The sequence below is a fragment of the Bacteroides sp. 51 genome (assembly GCF_010500965.1).
Classification (GTDB): Bacteria; Bacteroidota; Bacteroidia; order Bacteroidales; family Bacteroidaceae; genus Bacteroides.
Genome location: NZ_QVMI01000019.1, coordinates 56,492 through 77,253, shown reverse-complemented (window position 1 = coordinate 77,253; position 20,762 = coordinate 56,492). Strand labels below are relative to the sequence as shown.

10 protein-coding genes are annotated in these 20,762 nt (G+C 43.1%); all 10 read left to right on the top strand.

Annotated elements, in window-relative coordinates; genetic code table 11:
• Positions 1–108 precede the first annotated feature (108 nt).
• The 10 genes from D0T87_RS14875 to D0T87_RS14830 all read left to right on the top strand — a co-directional run bounded on the left by D0T87_RS14875 (position 109) and on the right by D0T87_RS14830 (position 20,748).
• A complete protein-coding gene (locus tag D0T87_RS14875; RefSeq protein ID WP_163175932.1) occupies positions 109–1,617 on the top strand; it encodes a DUF4992 family lipoprotein in 1,509 nt (502 codons plus the stop codon).
• Between the two features lie 28 nt (positions 1,618–1,645).
• Positions 1,646–4,975: a TonB-dependent receptor gene (locus tag D0T87_RS14870; RefSeq protein ID WP_163175931.1), complete on the top strand. Its 3,330-nt coding sequence runs from the start codon at positions 1,646–1,648 to the stop codon at positions 4,973–4,975.
• Positions 4,976–4,987: 12 nt separating this feature from the next.
• Positions 4,988–7,168, top strand: coding sequence for a RagB/SusD family nutrient uptake outer membrane protein (locus tag D0T87_RS14865; RefSeq protein ID WP_163175930.1), 2,181 nt, complete (start codon positions 4,988–4,990; stop codon positions 7,166–7,168).
• 239 nt (positions 7,169–7,407) lie between these two features.
• A complete protein-coding gene (locus D0T87_RS14860; protein WP_163175929.1) occupies positions 7,408–9,096 on the top strand; it encodes a polysaccharide lyase in 1,689 nt (562 codons plus the stop codon).
• Positions 9,097–9,452: 356 nt separating this feature from the next.
• Positions 9,453–10,115 (top strand): DUF3826 domain-containing protein, encoded by a 663-nt coding sequence (locus D0T87_RS14855; protein ID WP_163176011.1) that lies wholly within the window; start codon positions 9,453–9,455, stop codon positions 10,113–10,115.
• Positions 10,116–10,213: 98 nt separating this feature from the next.
• A complete protein-coding gene (locus D0T87_RS14850; RefSeq protein ID WP_163175928.1) occupies positions 10,214–11,134 on the top strand; it encodes a glycoside hydrolase family 43 protein in 921 nt (306 codons plus the stop codon).
• An 8-nt stretch (positions 11,135–11,142) separates the two neighbouring features.
• Positions 11,143–14,475 carry a glycosyl hydrolase family 65 protein gene (locus tag D0T87_RS14845; protein ID WP_163175927.1) on the top strand — a complete coding sequence of 1,111 codons (3,333 nt, stop codon included), beginning with the start codon at positions 11,143–11,145 and terminating at the stop codon, positions 14,473–14,475.
• Positions 14,476–14,587: 112 nt separating this feature from the next.
• The gene (locus tag D0T87_RS14840; protein ID WP_203558695.1) at positions 14,588–17,428 is read left to right on the top strand and encodes an alpha-L-rhamnosidase; all 2,841 of its coding nucleotides are present in this window, start codon (positions 14,588–14,590) and stop codon (positions 17,426–17,428) included.
• A gap of 13 nt (positions 17,429–17,441) precedes the next feature.
• Positions 17,442–18,773: a glycoside hydrolase family 28 protein gene (locus tag D0T87_RS14835; RefSeq protein ID WP_163175926.1), complete on the top strand. Its 1,332-nt coding sequence runs from the start codon at positions 17,442–17,444 to the stop codon at positions 18,771–18,773.
• A 10-nt stretch (positions 18,774–18,783) separates the two neighbouring features.
• The gene (locus tag D0T87_RS14830) at positions 18,784–20,748 is read left to right on the top strand and encodes a DUF3826 domain-containing protein (RefSeq protein WP_163175925.1); all 1,965 of its coding nucleotides are present in this window, start codon (positions 18,784–18,786) and stop codon (positions 20,746–20,748) included.
• The last annotated feature ends 14 nt before the right edge of the window (positions 20,749–20,762 follow it).

Genomic DNA, 20,762 nt, shown 5'->3' with positions numbered 1-20,762 from the left:
AGAAAATGAAATGTGATTTAGCATGAATTCTTTTGCGATTAAGGATTTTGTTCTAAGCTAACATAAAGAGAAAACTATATTTATTTTGTTTAATTAAAAATTTGATCTATGAAGAAGAATTATTTATTCTTATGGGGGAATACACAAATAGGGAAGGGGATTCTTTCTTTCTGTTTGTGTCTTTTTCTGATAGGTGTGACTTCATGTAAAGAAGGATTCGACGACAATGAACATTTCTCCGGTGGAGTAACAGGAGTAACATTGGAATCGCCGGACCCAAGTGCGGTAACCTTTACCAAACTTGCTGGTACGACGAATGTAAAAATCGAATGGCCTGTCGTGATTGGCGCTGGTGGTTACACCGTTTCATTTTATATTGTTGACGATCCAGACAATCCAGTATTGGTTGGTGAAGAAAATGAATTTGTTGATGGTTGTTCGGCTATTCGTGAGTATCAGGACGATACCAGATACATGGCGCTTATTAAAGCATTAGGAAACGTTGAATTGAACAATAAAGATGCAGTTGCTGCGTCAGAGTTGTCTTGGACAACATTACTTCCCGCTACTCTTATTCCTGATGGTACTGACTTAACAACCTATTTTGCCAACTTTGAAGATACGGGTGAAGAGGTTGCGTATGAGTTAGTGGCCAATGGTAATTATACCATATCGGGTGATGTTGATTTTGATTTGGGTGTAGTTACTCTTCGTGGAGATAAAATAAACCGTCCGACGGTAGTTCTCGGTAAAGATGGTGGTATTATTACACAAGCAGGGTTGCAATTAAAATGGATCAACTTTGATTGTACAGCAGCTACTAAAATTGGTTTTTTAAGTTTAAGCGAGAATCCTTCGTCAACCATTTCTACAGCATCATTAGGCTATAAAGCGGATGGTGCAAATCAAGATGGTTTTGTGATTAATGATCCAGTAACTATTCAGGAATGTAATTTCAAGAATCTGAATAATAGCCTTTTGTATGGAAATAAAAAGAATTGGAGTATACGTTATTTTACTATAATGGATTGTATCGTTCAAATGAATAACTCAAGTTCTAATTCAACTATTCATCTTCAAGGAGCAAGTAATGGTTTAATTAAAAATCTGACAATTACGAATAATACATTCTATAATTTGGTTACAAATGATGCGGCTTATTTCATACGCTATAGTAATGCAAGTAATGCTCAGCCACAAAAAATATTTGGAAATAGCGACAAGTCGGCTATTTTTACTATTGAATACAATACTTTCAGTCGTGTGATGTCTAATAAAGATTTTGGTAACAATCTGCCAAATGCAAATACGATTTCTACAAATATTAGTTATAATATTCTCTATGATGTGTATCGCTTGTATCAGGCTGTGCAAACAAATACTGTAAGAACTACAATCGGTAATACTATATTTAGTGTTTCGGCTAGTCCGACAGGTAATGATACCAGCCGTACAGATAGTAACGGGAATCCTCTTGCTACATATGAAGATCCTGAATTTGTTGGTCCTTTCGATGTTGAGTTTGATTTGACTAAAGAAAATGGTGGAGTAAACTTCACTCCTCGTGGCTCTGTGGCTGTAGGTAATAAAGCAGGTGACCCACGTTGGTACGAATAATCAGATGAATAATTTTAATGCTATAACAATGAAATATAATAATATATTTAAATTTAGTTTGAGCATCCTTCTGGCTTTCATGATGTCGTTATCGGCATACGCCCAGGAAAGTCAAACTTTCAGTGGTATTGTCCTGGACGAGGCGTCAGAACCTATAATTGGTGCAAGCGTAAAGGTGGTTGGAACGTCAACCGGTATTATTACCGACCTTGATGGACGCTTCTCGTTGTTGGTACCTAAAGGAGCAACGGTAGAAATATCTTTCGTGGGCTATGCACCGCAAAAGATTACAGATCTTAAGCAAACGAAAATCGTATTGAAAGAAGATGCGATGTTGCTTGACGAAGTAGTGGTAGTAGGTTACGGTACACAGAAAAAGGCGCATCTTACCGGTGCGATTTCTACTGTACCAATGGATGATATTCAGGATCTTGCTACCGGTAACCTATCTTCAGCACTGAGCGGTATGGTTAATGGTTTGAGCGTTAGTGGTGGTCAATCCCGTCCGGGTGAGAATGCGCGTATCTATATTCGTGATACAAGTTCACTTGCCGAAGTGGGAAGTACAGCACAAGAACCGCTTTATGTAATTGACGGATATATCTATCCGAACGATGTTAAAGTAGGTAATGTAACGGAAAATCTGGGCTCTACAGCATTCAACAACCTCGATGCATCGTCCATCGAAAGTATTTCGGTATTGAAAGATGCTGCTGCTGCTGTTTATGGTGCACGTGCTGCGAACGGTGTTATCTTGGTAACAACGAAAAAAGGAAAGATTGGTGCTCCACAAGTGTCGTATAGTGGTTCGTTTGGTTTTACTGACGAGGTTTCACGTCCTAAAATGTTGAATGCATATGACTACGGTCGTTTATACAATGCGATAACTGCTGCCGACCCAACAAATACATCGCTCAATCTTACTACCGGCCTCTTCCAGGCCGATGAGTTGCAAGCGATGAAAGGTTTGAATTACGACCTGCTTGATAAGTATTGGGAAACTGGTATTACACAGAAGCATAGTGTTAATTTGGGTGGTGCAACAGAAAGAGCCAATTATTATGCCGGTGTTTCTTATTTTGACCAGGAAGGTAACTTAGGTAAACTGGATTATAACCGTTGGAACTACCGTGCAGGTGTTGATGTGAAGATCAGCAAATGGTTTAAAGTGAACTTGGGTGTGTCTGGTGACTACGGCAAGAAAAACAAACCGAATGTAAAAGTGGGTGGTACAAGCAATGAGAAGGATTACAATCTGCTGCTTACCCGTCCGTACTATATGCCCGAAGAGGTAAATGGTTATGCTATTCCGGCTTATGGTGTCAGCAATACACAGAAAAACGCAAATCAGAATTATTCCTATGCAGTGTTGCAAGACAATGGTGACTATAGTCGTAATATGACTTCTAATATGAATATCAACGGTAGTGTTGAATATGACTTTGGTTGGAGTAAGTATTTGAAAGGATTGAACCTGAAACTGTCGTACTCGAAGAGTATCAATAACGATAAGAGCAATCAGTATGCTTCGGATTATACGCTTTATCAAATGGAAAACCGCACCGGTAGTGGAGCACACCTCTATACACCGGTTGCCGGACAAGATTATGATCCGTTTATTCAAGAAAGCAATTTTATTCCAATGCAGCTGTCGAATGGTTCTCCATCTTACCTGTCGCGTAGTATGTACCGTACCGATAACTATCAGGTTAACTTCACGGCATCTTATGCACGTACCTTTGGTTTGCACAACGTGAGTGCCATGTTCGCTATCGAAAAGTCGGAAGCAGAAATGGAGTATCTTATCGGACAGGTTACACATCCAACAGAACTTACTTCCGGGCAGTCGAACATGGTAGGTGCTGATTCTGAGCAAACGACTACGTTTACCCGTAGTGAATCGGGTACATTGTCTTACATTGGTCGTGTTAATTACTCGTACCATGACAGATATTTATTGGAATTCTTGTTGCGTTCAGACTCTTCTACAAAATTTGCTCCTCAGAATTATTGGGGAACCTTCCCCTCTGTTTCTGCCGGTTGGGTTATTTCGCAAGAAGAGTGGATGAAGAAAGCAACGTGGGTTGATTACCTGAAAGTGCGCGGATCATTCGGTCTTACTGGTCGTGATAATACAACAGCTTGGCAGTGGTTGCAGACGTATAGTACATCAAAGGGTAAGGGTCCCGTGTTTGGAATAGATACCGATGCTACCAGTCAGATTACAATGAATAACAATAATGCAGCACTTAACCGTGATGTACATTGGGACAAGTCGTACAAAGCAAACTTTGGTGTTGATTTCAATACGTTGAACAATCGCTTGTCGTTTAATCTTGATGCATACTATGTATGGAATCGCGAGATGTTGATGCAGTTATCACAAGCTGTATCGACGGTTGTAGGTACAGAATCGGCATATGTGAACTTAGGGGAGATGGATAGTTATGGTGTTGAACTCTCAGCAACATGGAGAGATAAAATAGGTAAAGACTTTAAATACAAAATAGGTATCAATACCGGATACTCTGACAACAAAGTGCTTAATATGGACTGGAATACAAATCAGGATTATCGCCAGATCAGAGAAGGTAATCGCTCGGATATAGGTACCTGGGGTATGCAGTGTATTGGTATGTTCCGTTCGTTCCAGGATATTGAAGAGTATTTCGCAAAATACAATATTACTTCATATATGGGGATGAATAAAGACCAGGTACGTCCGGGTATGTTGATTTACAAGGACGTGCGCGGATCAACAAAACAGGCCGATGGCACATATGGCGGGCCCGATGGTGTTGTAAGTCAAACTGACGATCAGGTACGCCTGTCGAACCGTTCAAATCCTTATGGTTTTACTACCAATATGAGTGCAGAGTGGAAAGGTATTTCGCTTACAGCACAACTTAGCGCAAACTGGGGCGGTTACAGTATGGTCCCTTCTGCAGCATTGAAAACGGGCGATGGTATTGAGTTTACCAATATGCCTTCGTTCTGGAATCCTGATGATATGTTTGTTTATGAAGATATCTACGATGGTTCGGGCAATTTGTTGATGAATGCCAACCGTAATGCTAAATATCCGAACTTAAATTATGCGAGCGTCAATAGTGCAACTTCGACTTTCTGGAGGGTAAGCGGTACACGTGTACGTTTGAGCCGTTTGACACTGGCATATGCCATACCAAAGAAATACACCAACCTTATTGGTATTCAAAGCTGTCGTTTCAATCTTACAGGGCAGAATCTGTTGAGTCTCTATAATCCGTATCCTGACAACTTCATGGATCCGATGTGCAGCTACGGTAGCTACCCTACGCTGAGAACATTCACCCTTGGTGTAAATGTAACATTCTAAAGAAAGTAAACAATGAAAAAGAATATCAAATTATTCAGCCTTGCCTTAGTGGCAAGCGTGGCTTTTGCCTCTTGCAGCGATAGCTTTCTGGAGGAAAAGAAAAACTACGACAGCACGAATGTTGAAGTTTATAACTACTACTCCGGAGCAGACGGGCGCATAAGAAGTCTCTACGCGAAGACATTGCCCGACACTAATGCCGATGCGGCTTGGAATAACCCTTGTACTGGTCGTCCGGATGTGCAATCACAATCAACTGAAGAGTATACCGGATTCAGTCTGTTTGTAGATCCTACAAAGGAACTTACTGCTTTATCGGGAGGCGATGATAATAGGGTACCTAGCTATTTTCACTATCAGATGAAAAATGCAGTAAATGTGTATGGGCGTATCCGTGATATCAATGATGTTATTCATGGAATTAATGGCGGAACACTATCTAAAGAAGAGAAAGATGAACTGTTGGGACAGGCTTATTTTCTTCGTGCATGGTGTTATTACAACATTGTAAAATGGTACGGTGGTATACCTATTGTAACTGAAATATTGGAGCCGGTAGAAACGACAGCCGTTCCACGTTCTTCAACAAAAGCTTGTATTGAGTTTATGTGTGACGATTTGGATCAGGCAGCAGAAATGTTGGCGGCAACCGGTGCTTGGACAGGTAACGATTGGGGACGTGTAACTTCTGGTACGGCACTTGCATTGAAGGGCAGAGTGTTGTTGCTTTGGGCAAGTCCGATTTTCAATAGAGCGAATGATGTAAAACGTTGGGAGTCTGCATATGAAACAATAAAAGCTTCGATATCGGTACTTAATGCATGTGGGTATGACTTATTTACCCAGGGTAATAGTGTGAACGCTTCTGACTTTGCAGCTATGTTCTCTACTATTTATCCTAACTCGGAAGCCGTGTTTGTTTCACTATGTAACACATCTACAGGTGATGACGAGAAGAAAAATAACCCATGGGAAAGTAATATCCGTCCGAGAAACTCCCTGGGTCAAGGGTCTTACGAGGCTACTGATATGATAGTGGATATGTTCCCGATGGTGGATGGTAAACGTCCGGCAACGAGTGCTACATACACGAATCTGGAAGCTTCTAGCCATACATATGATGTAGATTTTCCGTTTACGAATCGTGACCCACGTTTCTATCGTACCTTTGCATTCCCTGGTGTTCGCTGGGCATATGATGGAGATCCAACGAAAGCTAATGCAAATAATCCGTCGTATAACGGAGGAAAAGATTATGAGCTGTGGAATTATGTTTGGTACACAGATAAGAATGAAAATGATGATCCGGAAGGAACTTCTTATGCTGCGGATAATCTACTCACTAACAAAAGAACTATCTATGTGCGCAAACGTTCGGACGACTACGATGTAATGAGTAGTAAACTGTATAAATATGAACCGGGCGAAGCAACTAAAGCGTTTGCTTTGTCGGCTGCTCCTTACATGGAAATCCGTTATGCTGAGGTATTGTTGAACTACGCTGAAGCAGCTTGCGGTGCCGGACATCTTTCAGAAGCAGTTCAGCAATTGCAAAAGATCCGTGCTCGTGCTGGTTATACTGCTAGTAACAATTACGGTTTGCAGGCTAACCTGACCGCTGACGCGGCAGCATGTATGTCGGCAATCATCTATGAACGTCAGATTGAGTTGGCTTACGAAGGTAAACGTTTCGATGACCTGCGCCGCTGGATGTTGTATGATGGTGGAACCGGAACCGTACAAGGTGCCCCGAGCACTTGGAGCCTGACCGGATGGGGTGGAAATACCTGTACCTATTTAGGATTCAAACCACTGAACGGACAACGTCGCGATAAAATAGAATACCGTCTGGCAGATAAATACGACGTAGGTGGTACTACTTTTGGTTCCGATCCGCTTGAAAAGGCTGGAGTAGAGCGCCCGGCAGCGATAGACTATCGGAAAGATGATCTGAATACTCAGCTTGAGACGCTGAAAGAGTTCTACACGGACAATTTTGTACGCAAGAGAAAAATCGGTGATGCTCGTACTAAGGATAAAGTTGACTTGTATATAAACTTCCGTCCGAAATATTATCTGATTGGTTTTAATGATAGTGCGATGGGTAACTATAAGGAAGGAGAACAAACCATTGGATGGGAAGACACTAATAACGGTGGTGCTCTTGGTACATTCGACCCATTGGCTGAATAATCATTTTGTTATATAAATCTCTATTGAGGTTTTCTACTTACTCTCTGCGATTGCACATATGCAGTCGTAGAGAGTTTCTTTTATCATATTCCCTTGCATATAGAAATACCGTTTTCCGTTAATCTTTCATAAAACATCTCTTGGTATAGATATAAATTGTCCATTTCACACTTATTATGATTACAAACCAATTCCTCCTTCGTCTAAGAAATATTATATTTGAAACCAAATAGTTAATTATGAGAAAGAAAGTATTTCTAGGAGTTTTAGCCATTACTTTGACTATTCCTTTTTCTGTGCTAAAGGCGCAGTACCCCAAAGAGCCGCCCGAAGTAAAGGCAGCAGTAAAAGCAAAGATGGACGAAGAATATCGTCGTTCCGAAGAAGCATGGCAAAAAGCCTTGCCGATTATTGAGCAGGAGGCTAAAGAAGGCCGTCCATATATCCCCTGGGCAGCACGTCCCACAGATCTGCCCCAAGCCAAGATACCCGCTTTCCCCGGTGCAGAGGGTGGGGGTATGTACAGCATTGGCGGTCGTGGCGGTAAAGTGGTTACCGTAACCAACCTGAACGACCGTGGTCCCGGTTCTTTCCGTGAAGCCTGCGAAACCGGGGGTGCCCGTATCGTTGTATTCAACGTAGCCGGTATCATTAAACTCGAAACCCCGATCATTGTACGCGCTCCATATATCACTATTGCCGGACAAACAGCTCCGGGCGATGGCGTTTGTATTGCCGGCGAATCCTTCTGGGTAAATACACACGACGTTGTAGTGCGCCATATGCGTTTCCGCCGCGGCGAAACCAACGTAGGGCGTCGCGACGACTCATTCGGTGGAAATCCTGTGGGAAATATTATGATCGACCACTGTTCTACAAGCTGGGGATTGGATGAAAACATCTCTTTCTACCGCCACATGTTCGATCCGGGCGATGGAAACAAAGAACAGAAACTCCCTACCGTAAACGTAACCATTCAAAACACCATATCTTCTCAGGCACTGGATACATACAACCATGCTTTCGGAAGTACGCTTGGTGGCGAAAACTGTTCGTTTATGCGCAACCTTTGGGCCAGCAATGGCGGACGTAACCCGTCTATCGGCTGGAATGGCGTATTTAACTTCGTGAACAACGTACTGTACAACTGGGTACACCGTTCGGTAGATGGAGGAGATTATACCGCACTATACAACATTATAAACAACTACTACAAACCCGGTCCGTTAACGAACACGAATGCTCCCATCGGCCACCGTTTGGTAAAACCCGAATCGGGCCGTAGCAAACTCGGTTACAAAGTATATGGCCGCGTGTACTGTAATGGCAATATTGTTGAAGGCAATGACGTGGTTACGAAAGATAACTGGGCCGGTGGCGTACAGGTTGAAGGTCTTCCAAACACAGGTCAGTACACCGATAATATGAAGTGGAATGAACCCTTCCCGATGCCTCATCTTACTGTAATGAACGCCAAAGAAGCCTATAAATATGTAATAAAGAACGTAGGAGCTACCCTCCCTAAACGCGACATCGTTGACGAACGTGTACTGAAAGAAGTAGAAACCGGCAAACCTTATTACGTAGAGGGACTTGATCCTAACTCTTTCTACCAATTCCAACATCGTCGTCTGCCGGCCGATTCTTATAAGAAAGGTATCATTACCGATATCTCACAAGTAGGTGGTTACCCCGAATACAACGGAACACCTTATGTAGATACCGACGGCGATGGTATGCCCGATGCATGGGAAAAAGCAAACGGCTTGAATCCTAACGATCCTTCGGATGCCAATAAAGATTGTACCGGCGATGGATATACAAACATCGAAAAGTACATCAACGGTATCAGCACCAAGAAGAAAACCGATTGGACGGACTTGAAGAACAACCACGATACGCTTGCCAAGAAAGGTGGATTGATGTAACAATCTACTTGCACGAGTTTCAATACACCCGGGTCTTTTCATCAAGTACACCCGGGTGTATTGGGGCGGAAGACCCGGGTCTTTTGTAGTAAAACACCCGGGTCTTTTCACACCAGAGAAATCAGTATTTGCAGAGAATTCCATTTGAATTCATCCTCGGAACTTATAGAAAAGAAGTCGCCTTGCGGTTGCCTGTGTGATTTGTGACACTAGCGTGTGACTTTGAGCCGGAAATCTCATTGCGTATTATGTTGATAATGAGGATACTTTCCCCATGTGTGTGAGATATGATACTCTTTTCTCTCCAAAAACACCTTGTATAGGTGCATATATAAATAAAGAACAAACATTCTATGATGAAAAAATTAAGTTTACTATTCCTCCTGCTTTCAATCAGCTTTCTTGCTGCCGATGCGGTTGAACTGAATAAAGACGGTCGCGATCCTGCGTATGTTGAATCTATCATTGGACGTTCTCAGAAGATCGTCGACAAGCTGGGCGTTAAAAACCCGAAAGATGCCGAAAACGTGCGTAACATTATAGCCAATCGCTATTTTGAACTAAATGACATTTACGAAATACGCGATGCCAAAGCAAAGCAGGCTAAAGAAACCTTGCAGGGCGATGCAAAGAACGATGCATTAAAAACTGCCGAAAATGAAAAAGACGCAGCCTTGTACCGTTCGCATTTTGCTTTCCCCGCTGCTCTGTCTCTCTATCTTGACGAGAAACAAATAGAGGCCGTAAAAGATGGTATGACGTATGGTGTTGTTGGCGTAACCTATACGGCGACACTTGAAATGATCCCTTCATTGACAAAAGAAGAAAAAGCACTGATCTACGCCTGGTTGGTAGAAGCCCGCGAATTTGCAATGGATGCCGAAAACTCAAATAAGAAACACGAAGCATTCGGCAAATACAAAGGCCGCATCAACAATTACCTTTCTAAAAGAGGTTACGACCTGACTAAAGAAAGAGAAGAGTGGTACAAAAGGATCGAAGCGAAAAAGAAAAAATAGTTAATACTCAGTAGCTAGAAGTTAGAAGCTAGCTTCTAGCTACTGAGTACAACCTCCACCTTCCCCCGTCTGTCTATTATGTATTAATATAACTAGATATGAAGAAAACAATAAATCTACTGGGGATTCTTTTTTTGCTTATTCTAATGTCGTGTGATACAGCCAAAAAGGAATATTACGTGTTTACATCCTTCCATGAGCCTGCCGATGCCGGGCTTCGCCTTCTATACAGTGAAGATGGTATGCATTGGGATAGCATTCCGGGCATATGGTTAAAACCCGAAATAGGAAAACATAAAGTAATGAGAGATCCTTCGATGGTGCGCAAACCCGACGGAACCTATCACCTGGTTTGGACCTCTAGCTGGAATGGCGACCTGGGCTTTGGCTACGCCAACACCAAAGACCTCATCCACTGGTCCGAGCAACAATTCATCCCCGTCATGCAAAACGAACCCACCACGATCAACACCTGGGCACCCGAAATTTATTATGACGATGAAAAAGATGAATTTATCGTAGTATGGGCGTCCTGCATTCCCGGTCGCTTCGAGAGGGGGGTAGAAGATGAAAACAATAACCACAGATTATATTATATAACCACAAAAGACTTTAAAACAATCTCGGAAACAAAACTCTTCTACGATCCGGGATTTAGCGTGATAGACGCCGTAATCGTTAAACGCGACAAGAATGATTATGTGCTGGTTCACAAAGACAATACCCGTCCCAACCGCAACTTGAAAGTCGCATTCTCCGACTCTCCAACCGGACCATACTCTGCGGCATCCGATGCGTTTACCGATACTTTTATCGAAGGTCCTGCCGTTGTAAAACTGGGCGATGAATACTGGATTTACTTCGATGCATACCGCGAAAAGATATACGGTGCTGTGAAAACAAAGGATTTTATTACCTTTACAGATGCTACCCAAAACATATCTATTCCTAAACTACATAAACATGGAACGATCTTTAAAGCTCCGGCTTCTGTAGTTGATAAATTATTGAAAAAATAACATAGACAATGAAAAGACATTTATTACTCTGCCTTGTTGCTGTAGCTACTCTAAGCTTGAGTACTACTTTTGCACAAGACAGAATACACTATACAGGTACCGAACTATCCAACCCCCGCTATCATGACGGACAACTGTCGCCCGTTGTAGGTGTACACAATATACAAACCATGCGGGCAAACCGCCAACATCCCGACGCTTCCAACGGTGGCGGATGGACCTACAACCACCAATCCATGTTGGCCTATTGGAACGGCACATTCTATATGCAATACCTTTCCGATGTAGCCGACGAGCATGTTCCGCCATCCCAAACCCTGTTAATGACCTCCAAAGACGGATATACCTGGACCAACCCGGATATCATCTTCCCACCTTATAAAGTCCCCGATGGTTTCACCAAACCCGGACGCGACGACAAAGCAAAAGACCTGATCGCCATCATGCACCAACGCGTGGGCTTTTATGTTTCCAAATCCGGACGCCTCTATACCATGGCCGCCTACGGCGTTGCGTATGACAAGAAGGACTCCCCGAATGATGGAAACGGTATTGGTCGTGTAATCCGCGAGATTAAAACAGACGGTACTTACGGTCCCATTCATTTCATCTACTTCAACCACGGCATGAATCCGAAAGATGCCATTTATCCTTATTATACCCAAAGCAAAGACAAAGAGTTGATCAAGGCTTGCCGGGAAATCATGGCCAATCCCCTTTACATGATGCAATGGGTAGAAGAAGCCGACCGCAACGATCCGCTGATTCCCCTGCATAAAGATTATAAAGCATTCTGCTACTATACCCTGCCCGATGGCAGAAAAGCTTCGCTGTGGAAACACGCTCTGACCTCAATCAGTGCCGATGACGGACGCACATGGGAAGAGCCTGTACTGCGTGCCAAAGGATTCGTTAACAGCAACGCTAAAATCTGGGGACAACGCCTGAGTGACGGGAACTACGCTACAGTTTACAACCCCTCCGAATTTCGTTGGCCGTTGGCTATTTCCCTCAGTAACGACGGACTGGAATACACCACGCTTAACCTGATACATGGCGAAATCACCTCCATGCGTTATGGCGGTAACTACAAATCTTACGGTCCGCAATATGTACGCGGTATTCAGGAAGGCAATGGAACCCCTCCGGACAATAATATGTGGCTCACGTATAGCGTAAATAAAGAAGACATGTGGGTAGCCCGTGTTCCCGTTCCTGTTCGGTTGAACGCCTCGGCACATGCCAATGATGATTTCTCTTCCTACAGGTCACTGGCCGATATGATCGATTGGAATATTTACTCTCCGCTCTGGGCACCTGTTTCATTAGACAACGTAAATGGAAAGCAGTGGCTTACCCTGCGCGATAAAGATCCTTTTGATTATGCTAAAGTAGAACGTAAAATACCTGCCAGCCGCGACCTGACCGTATCTTTCGACATCGTAGCCGGGCAAAATGATAAAGGCACCCTGCAAATCGAATTTGTAGACGAAAACAGCATCGCCTGTTCGCGCCTGGAATTCGCTGCCGATGGTACGCTTCGCGCTAAATACGGCTATCGCGATTCAAAGATGATGGATTACGAACCAGGTAAAACCTACCACGTAGAAGCCGTTATCTCCCTGGAAAACCGTAACATCACCGTGTTTGTAGATGGCAAACGAGTGGGACTGCGTATGCTTTACGCACCGGTTCACTCCATCGAACGTGTCTTGCTTCGTACCGGCGCACCACGCGATTTCCCTACACCCGAAACTCCTACCGATCCTGACTATGATCTGGAAAGAGCCGGAGATCAGGACCCTGAAAGCTGGTACCGTATCACAAACTTCAACACCTCTTCGGCCGATAAAGATGCTACTGCCGCCGTATTGAAATATGCCGATTTCAGTCACTATGCCGATTACTTCAACGGTATGGAAGACGAAAACATCGTGCAGGCCATTCCCAATTCGGAATCGTCCGCCTGGATGGAGCAGAATATCCCATTATTCGAATGTCCGCAGAAGAACTTCGAAGAGATGTATTACTACCGTTGGTGGAGCTTGCGTAAGCATATTAAAGAAACTCCGGTGGGATATGGTATGACCGAGTTTCTGGTGAATCGCTCTTATGCAGATAAATACAATCTGATTGCATGTGCCATTGGCCATCATATCTACGAGAGTCGTTGGTTGCGCAATCGCGATTATCTGGATCAGATTATTCGTACCTGGTATCGTGGCAACGAAGGAAAACCAATGGCGAAGATGATGAACTTCAGCTCATGGAATATCGACGCCATGTTGAACCGATATATGGTAGATGGTAACAAAGATTTCCTATTTGATATGAAGAACGATCTGGAAGAGGAATACAAACGCTGGGAGAGTACTCACCGTTTACCCAATGGACTCTATTGGCAAGGCGATGTACAAGATGGTATGGAAGAGTCCATCAGTGGCGGTCGTCGCAAGAAATATGCCCGCCCTACGATAAACAGTTATATGTATGGCAATGCAAAAGCTTTATATAACATCGGACTTTTATCCGGCGATGAAAGAATGGCTATGGTTTACAGTATGAAAGCCGATACGTTAAAACAAATCATACAAGAGCAATTGTGGAATGCTCCCCGCGATTTCTTTGAAACCAGACGTACCGATTCTTTGGCAAATGCCCGTGAAGCTATCGGATATATTCCTTGGTATTTCAACTTGCCCGATACCCACAAATACGATGCAGCCTGGAAGCAAATCACAGACGAAGGTGGTTTCTCGGCACCCTATGGTTTAACCACTGCCGAACGCCGTCACCCCGAATTCCGTACCCGTGGAGTAGGGAAGTGTGAATGGGATGGAGCGATCTGGCCTTTTGCTTCTTCACAAACATTGACTGCAATGGCTAACTTTATGAACCTGTACCCTCAGACCGTATTGACCGACAGTGTTTATTTCCGCCAAATGGAATTATACGTTGAGTCGCAATACCACCGCGGTCGTCCCTACATCGGTGAATATCTGGACGAAGTTACCGGATATTGGCTGAAAGGTGATCAAGAACGTTCACGTTACTATAATCATTCCACATTCAATGATTTAATAATCACTGGTTTAGTTGGTCTTCGTCCTCGTTTCGATAATACCCTTGAAGTAAATCCGTTGATTCCCGAAGATAAATGGGATTGGTTCTGTCTGGATAATGTTTCTTATCATGGACATAATATTACTATTCTGTGGGATAAGGATGGTACACGTTATCACCGTGGTAAAGGTTTACGTATCTTTGTTGATGGCAAGGAAGTGGGACATGCTAATACGTTGACTCGTATTGTTTGCGAGAAACGGATTGGAAAGGAGTGATTTACTGTAGGGGCGGTTCGCGAACCGCCCAATGCCCAGAATACACAGTAAACCATTTTCGGGCGGTTCGCGAACCGCCCCTACAGTAAATCATTATCATAACCCTACAATTATGAATAAAACCATTACTATACTCCTTCTAGCCTGTTTATCCCTCCAATTACAAGCCGGAGGCATTAAAATAGACCACCTCACTACCGAGATGCAAGACGGCTTAGCTCTCGTAGAGGCAAATCCGCGTTTAAGCTGGACCATGCAATCCGAGGAAAATGGAACCTACCAGACAGCTTACGAAGTAGAAATGTATGAGCTACATACGAAACGTGCCGTATGGAACTCCGGAAAAGTCACCTCTTCTCAAAATCATTTGATCTCCACCCAGGAAGCTAAGATACTTGCTCACTCCAGCCACTATACCTATGCCTGGCGTGTACGGGTCTGGGATGAAAAAGACACCCCTTCTGAATGGAGCAAAGACGCTCGTTTTCGTTTTGTAACATCCTGGGAGTTTAACGAAGAAAAGTGGATTGGAGCTATAACCCACAAAGATGCAAATATTCCCGAAGGACGGAAATTTCATGGCACGGACTTGAAGAAACCCGAAGTCAAAGCCCTTTGGGAGGCTGTTGATACACTTTCCGGAAAGAGTATCAATCTTCGTAAGTCTTTTAAAGCTTCCAAAGAAATAGCCGAGGCCACCGCTTACATTTGCGGCTTGGGAAACTATGAGTTGTCCCTGAATGGGAAAAAAGTAGGAGATGGAGAATTCACTCCATTATGGAGCGATTTTGATAAAACGGTTTATTATAATGTGTATGATGTAACAGACCATCTGCGAAAAGGAGAGAATGCAATAGGTGTTATTCTTGGAAATGGATTCTATAACGTACAAGGTGGTCGGTATGTTAAACTGAAAATCAGTTTTGGTCCTCCAACACTTCAATTCAAGCTACAGATTAATTATACGGATGGAACTAGCGAAGTGGTAAACTCTGACTCCGACTGGAAGTATACATTAAGTCCGATAACTTTTAACTGTATGTATGGTGGCGAAAGCTACGATGCCCGACTTGAACAAAAAGGATGGGACAGCCCCGGCTTTAATGATGCCGGATGGTTACCTGTAGTTATTCAGGAAGGTCCGAAAGGCGTATTGCGCCCGCAACAAGCCCCGCCGGTTAAGATTATGGAGCGTTATGATATTCAGAAAATCACCAAATTAACTCCCGAACAGATTACTTCTGCTACCGTATCGACTAAAAGAACTGTTGATCCTTCTGCTTTCGTTCTGGATATGGGGCAGAATCTTGCCGGCTTCCCGGAGATTACCGTACGTGGAAAGAAAGGGCAAAAAGTAACGTTGCTTGTAGGCGAAGCCCTGACAGATGAAGGTGCCGTAAACCAGCGCCAGACCGGACGTCAGCATTTTTATGAATATACCTTGAAAGGAGATGGAGAAGAAACCTGGCATCCGCGCTTTACTTATTATGGTTTCCGTTATATACAAGTAGAAGGGGCTGTGTTGCAAGGTGAGAAGAATCCGTCGAGACTTCCGGTGTTGAAAAAGATTAACTCTTGCTTTATTTACAATTCAGCGCCTAAAGTTTCAACCTTCGAAACTTCTAACGCACTATTTAATGCTACTCATCGGCTGATAGAAAAAGCCGTACGAAGCAATATGCAGGCTGTATTTACCGATTGCCCACACCGGGAGAAACTTGGCTGGTTGGAGCAAACGCATTTAAACGGTCCCGGTTTGCTCTATAATTATAATCTGAAGAGCTTTATCCCTAAAATAATGCAGGATATGGCTGATGCCCAGATGCCTAATGGTGCTATGCCGAGTATTGCCCCACAATATGTTGTTTTCCATGAACCAAGTCTGATTGACTTTGCTGAGTCTCCGGAGTGGGGATGTGCACTGATTGTTCTTCCTGCCATGTATGAAGAATTCTATGGAGACGATTCGCTGATAAAGAAATACTATCAACAGATGCGTGCATATGTAGATTATCTGACTCTTCGGTCGGATAACCATATTGTATCTTTTGGCTTAGGCGATTGGTATGATTATGGTGATTTCAAAGCCGGATTTTCCCGGAATACACCTGTTCCGCTTGTAGCTACAGCTCACTATTATATGAGTGTAAAGTTTCTTATCCGGGCAGCGCATAAGGTGAACAATGAGTTTGATGTGAGGTATTATAGTCAGTTACTTCCGAAAATCATAAAAGCTTTTAACCATAAGTTTCTGGATTATGAGAAAGGAATATATGGAACGGGTAGTCAATGTAGCCAGGCGCTACCTCTTTTCCTGCGGATGACGCAAACTGAAGGAAGTTTCGGAATATATGATTGGGATACGCGTTTGCATATTCGGGCATTTCAGAACTTAATTAAAGATATTGAGAAACATGGTTATCGCCTGACTACCGGTGATGTAGGTAATCGCTATCTTATACAGACATTAGCGCAGTCTGGTTTTAACGAGTTAGTATATAAAATGTTCAATCATGACGAAACTCCCGGCTATGGTTTCCAACTAAAGTTTGGTGCTACAACGTTGACCGAGCAGTGGGACCCCCGACAAGGTTCGTCGTGGAATCATTTCATGATGGGACAAATAGATGAATGGTTCTTTAATTCGTTAGCCGGAATATCTTCGGGAAAAGGTGAAAAAGGAGGATTTAAGGAGATAGATATTTGTCCGAAACCAGTAGGTGATTTGACTTATGTAAAGGCATCTACCATAACTCCTAACGGAGAGGTGCGGGTGGACTGGGAACTTTCGGGAAGTACATTCACACTTCATGTACATGTACCGGTAAACAGTACGGCGAATATCTATCTTCCCGGAAGAGCGATTTATGAAAGCCATAAACCGGAGGTAGTAGGCAGTGGCAACCATACGTTTACCTGCCAGATCAATATAGACGAAATCTATAAATATTAATAAACCAGTACGAATGAAACTTATTTTCTCTACTTTGTTTTTCTGTCTTTGCTCAGTAGTTACCTTACATGCCGAACGCATTGATATGCGCCAGGCTGGTGCTAAACCGGATGGGAAAACGTTAAATACAAAACTGATCAATTCTACGATCGAGAAATTACATAAAGCTGGGGGCGGAACTTTGTTCTTTCCCGCAGGTACTTATCTCACAGGTGCTATCCGTTTGCAAAGTAACATTACATTAGACCTTGAAGCGGGAGCGACTTTACTTTTCTCCGACAATTTCGATCACTACCTGCCTTTTGTAGATATGCGATATGAAGGAGTGATGATGAAAAGCTTCTCTCCTTTGATCTATGCTGTAGATTGCGAAAATATAACCATTAAAGGAGAAGGTACACTCGATGGACAAGGGAAAGCCTGGTGGATGGAGTTCTTCCGCGTTCTTGTCGATTTGAAAGATAACGGAATGCGTGACCTGAATAAATATCAACCCATGTGGGATAAAGCTAATGATACCAAAGCATTGTATGCCGATACTAACGAAGATTATATCGGAACATTGCAGCGACGCTTTTTCCGTCCGCCTTTTATACAACCGGTTCGTTGTAAGAATGTGCGTATAGAGGGAGTGAAAATTGTAAACTCACCATTTTGGACCGTTAATCCGGAATTCTGTGATAATGTAACGGTGAAAGGAGTTACAATCCACAATGTTCCATCGCCGAATACGGATGGCATCAATCCGGAATCTTGTAGTAACGTACATATCAGTGATTGTCATATCTCTGTAGGTGATGATTGTATCACGATCAAGTCGGGTCGCGACCTTCAAGGTCGTCGTATGGCTGTTCCTTGCGAGAATATTACGATCACAAATTGTACCATGCTTTCCGGTCATGGTGGGGTGGTTATAGGTAGCGAAATGAGTGGCAGTGTGCGTAAAGTAACCATTAGCAATTGCGTGTTTGATGGTACTAAGCGCGGCATTCGTTTAAAATCAACCCGCGGACGGGGTGGGATAGTCGAAGCTATCCGCGTAAGCAATATTGTGATGAGCAATATTAAGGAAGAAGCGATTATTCTTGATCTGAGATACAGTAAGATGCCTCAGGAAGAAGTAAGCGAGCGTACTCCGATATTCCGTAATATTCATATTTCCGGCTTAACGGGAGTAAATGTAGAGACTCCGATCTTTATTCGCGGGCTGGAAGAAGCACCCATCACTGATATTACATTACGTGATATCAATATTGAAAGCAAGCAGAAACCTACCTTTGAAAACTGTGAGCGGGTAAAACTTACGGATGTAATTGTGAATGGTAAAGAAGTGATATTAGAATAACAAGTAAACCATGAAAAAATATATATTCCTTTCCGCCCTATTAGTCTGTAGTTCATTCCTATTGAACGCTCAGACACTAACTTCCGAAAATCAGTTTGCACGTCCCTTAAGTAATGTTTTAAATGACATTCAAACTCGTTTCAATGTTCGTTTAAAATATGATATTGATACGGTTGGCAAAGTATTGCCTTATGCTGATTTCCGTATTCGTCCTTATTCCGTAGAGGAATCATTGACCAATGTTTTGGGATATTTTGATTACAAATATGTAAAACAGGGTGATGGCTCTTATAAATTAAAGTCATTTGAATATCCTCGTCGTATAGATGCCGATGGTGAGAAAATGCTGGCTTATCTTAATACTCTTTACAGTGATAAGGAGACTTGGGAGTCCCGTTCTGCTTGTTTGCGCAAAGAAGTGCGCCAGCGTTTGGGCATTGATACTATCTTAAAACAACGTGTTTCGAGTAAACCGATTCTTTCAAAAATACGTAAGTTTGATGGTTACACGGTACAAAACATCGCCTTAGAAACACTTCCCGGTTTGTATGTTTGTGGTTCTATTTATACTCCTTCAAAGAAAGGTAAACATGCATTGATTATTTGTCCGAATGGGCACTTTGGCGATGGCCGTTATCGTAAAGATCAGCAGCAGCGGATGGCCACTCTTGCCCGTATGGGTGCTGTTTGTGTAGATTATGATCTCTTCGGTTGGGGAGAGTCGGCATTACAAGTAGGTGCTGCTTCGCACCGTTCCAGTGTGGCACACGTGATGCAGGCGGTTAACGGGCTATCTTTATTGGATTATATGCTTACCCGTAAGGATATAGATGCCACCCGTATTGGTGCTAACGGTGGATCGGGTGGCGGTTCGCAGGTGGTTTTGCTCACTGCGTTGGACGAACGTTTTACGGCTGCTGCTCCTGTTGTAAGCCTGGCTTCCCATTTTGATGGTGGTTGTCCTTGCGAAAGTGGTATGCCTGTTACCCTGGCTTGTGGTGGTACAAATAATGCTGAGTTGATGGCTATGTTTGCTCCCCGTCCTTTGTTGGTCGTTTCGGATGGTAAAGACTGGACGGCAAGTGTACCGACCCTCGAATATCCTTATCTGCAACGTATCTATGGATTCTATAATGCTACGAATAAGGTAAGCAATGTACATCTTCCGACAGAGGGACATGATTTTGGTCCCAATAAGCGAAACGCTGTGTATGATTTCTTTGCTACGGCTTTTGGATTGGATAAGAAAATGGAAGATGAGAGCAAAGTAACCATTGAGCCACAATCTGCTTTATTATGTTTTGGAGCTAATGGCGAATTGCTACCGGAAAATGCTGTGCGTTCTTTCGATGTGGTAGCTGCTTACTTTGATAAGAAACTCTACTCACAGTTGAAATCTGACCTTGGACTTGAAAAGAAAGCGGCAGAATGGGTAGCAAGTTTGAATCTTGATAATGAAAAAGATGCTGGTTTTGTTCGTACGCTAATTTATAATCACTTGCGGCAGGTACGCGATTGGCATAATGAGCATCCTTATACAACTGTTCCCGAAGGAATTAATCCGTTTACCGGTAATAAACTTAGTAAGCTCGACCGGGAAATGATTGCCGATTCGGCTATGCCTAAAGAAGTGCACGAGAAATTGATGAATGGTTTACGCAGGGTGTTGACCGAAGAGCAAGTAGAGCAAATCCTTGATAAATATACAGTGGGCAAAGTGGCTTTTACCCTGAAAGGATATTATGCTATTGTTCCTGATTTAACTGCGGAAGAAGAAGCTACTATTTTAGGGCATTTAAAGCAAGCACGTGAACAAGCGATTGATTATAAAAACATGAAGCAGATCTCGGCTATATTTGAGATTTATAAAACAAAATGTGAACAGTATCTGAATAATAATGGCCGTAATTGGAGGCAGTTATTTAAAGATTATGTAAATAAGAGAAATGCGGAGAAGGCCGCGGGGAAGAAATAGTTTTTATGTTCCAC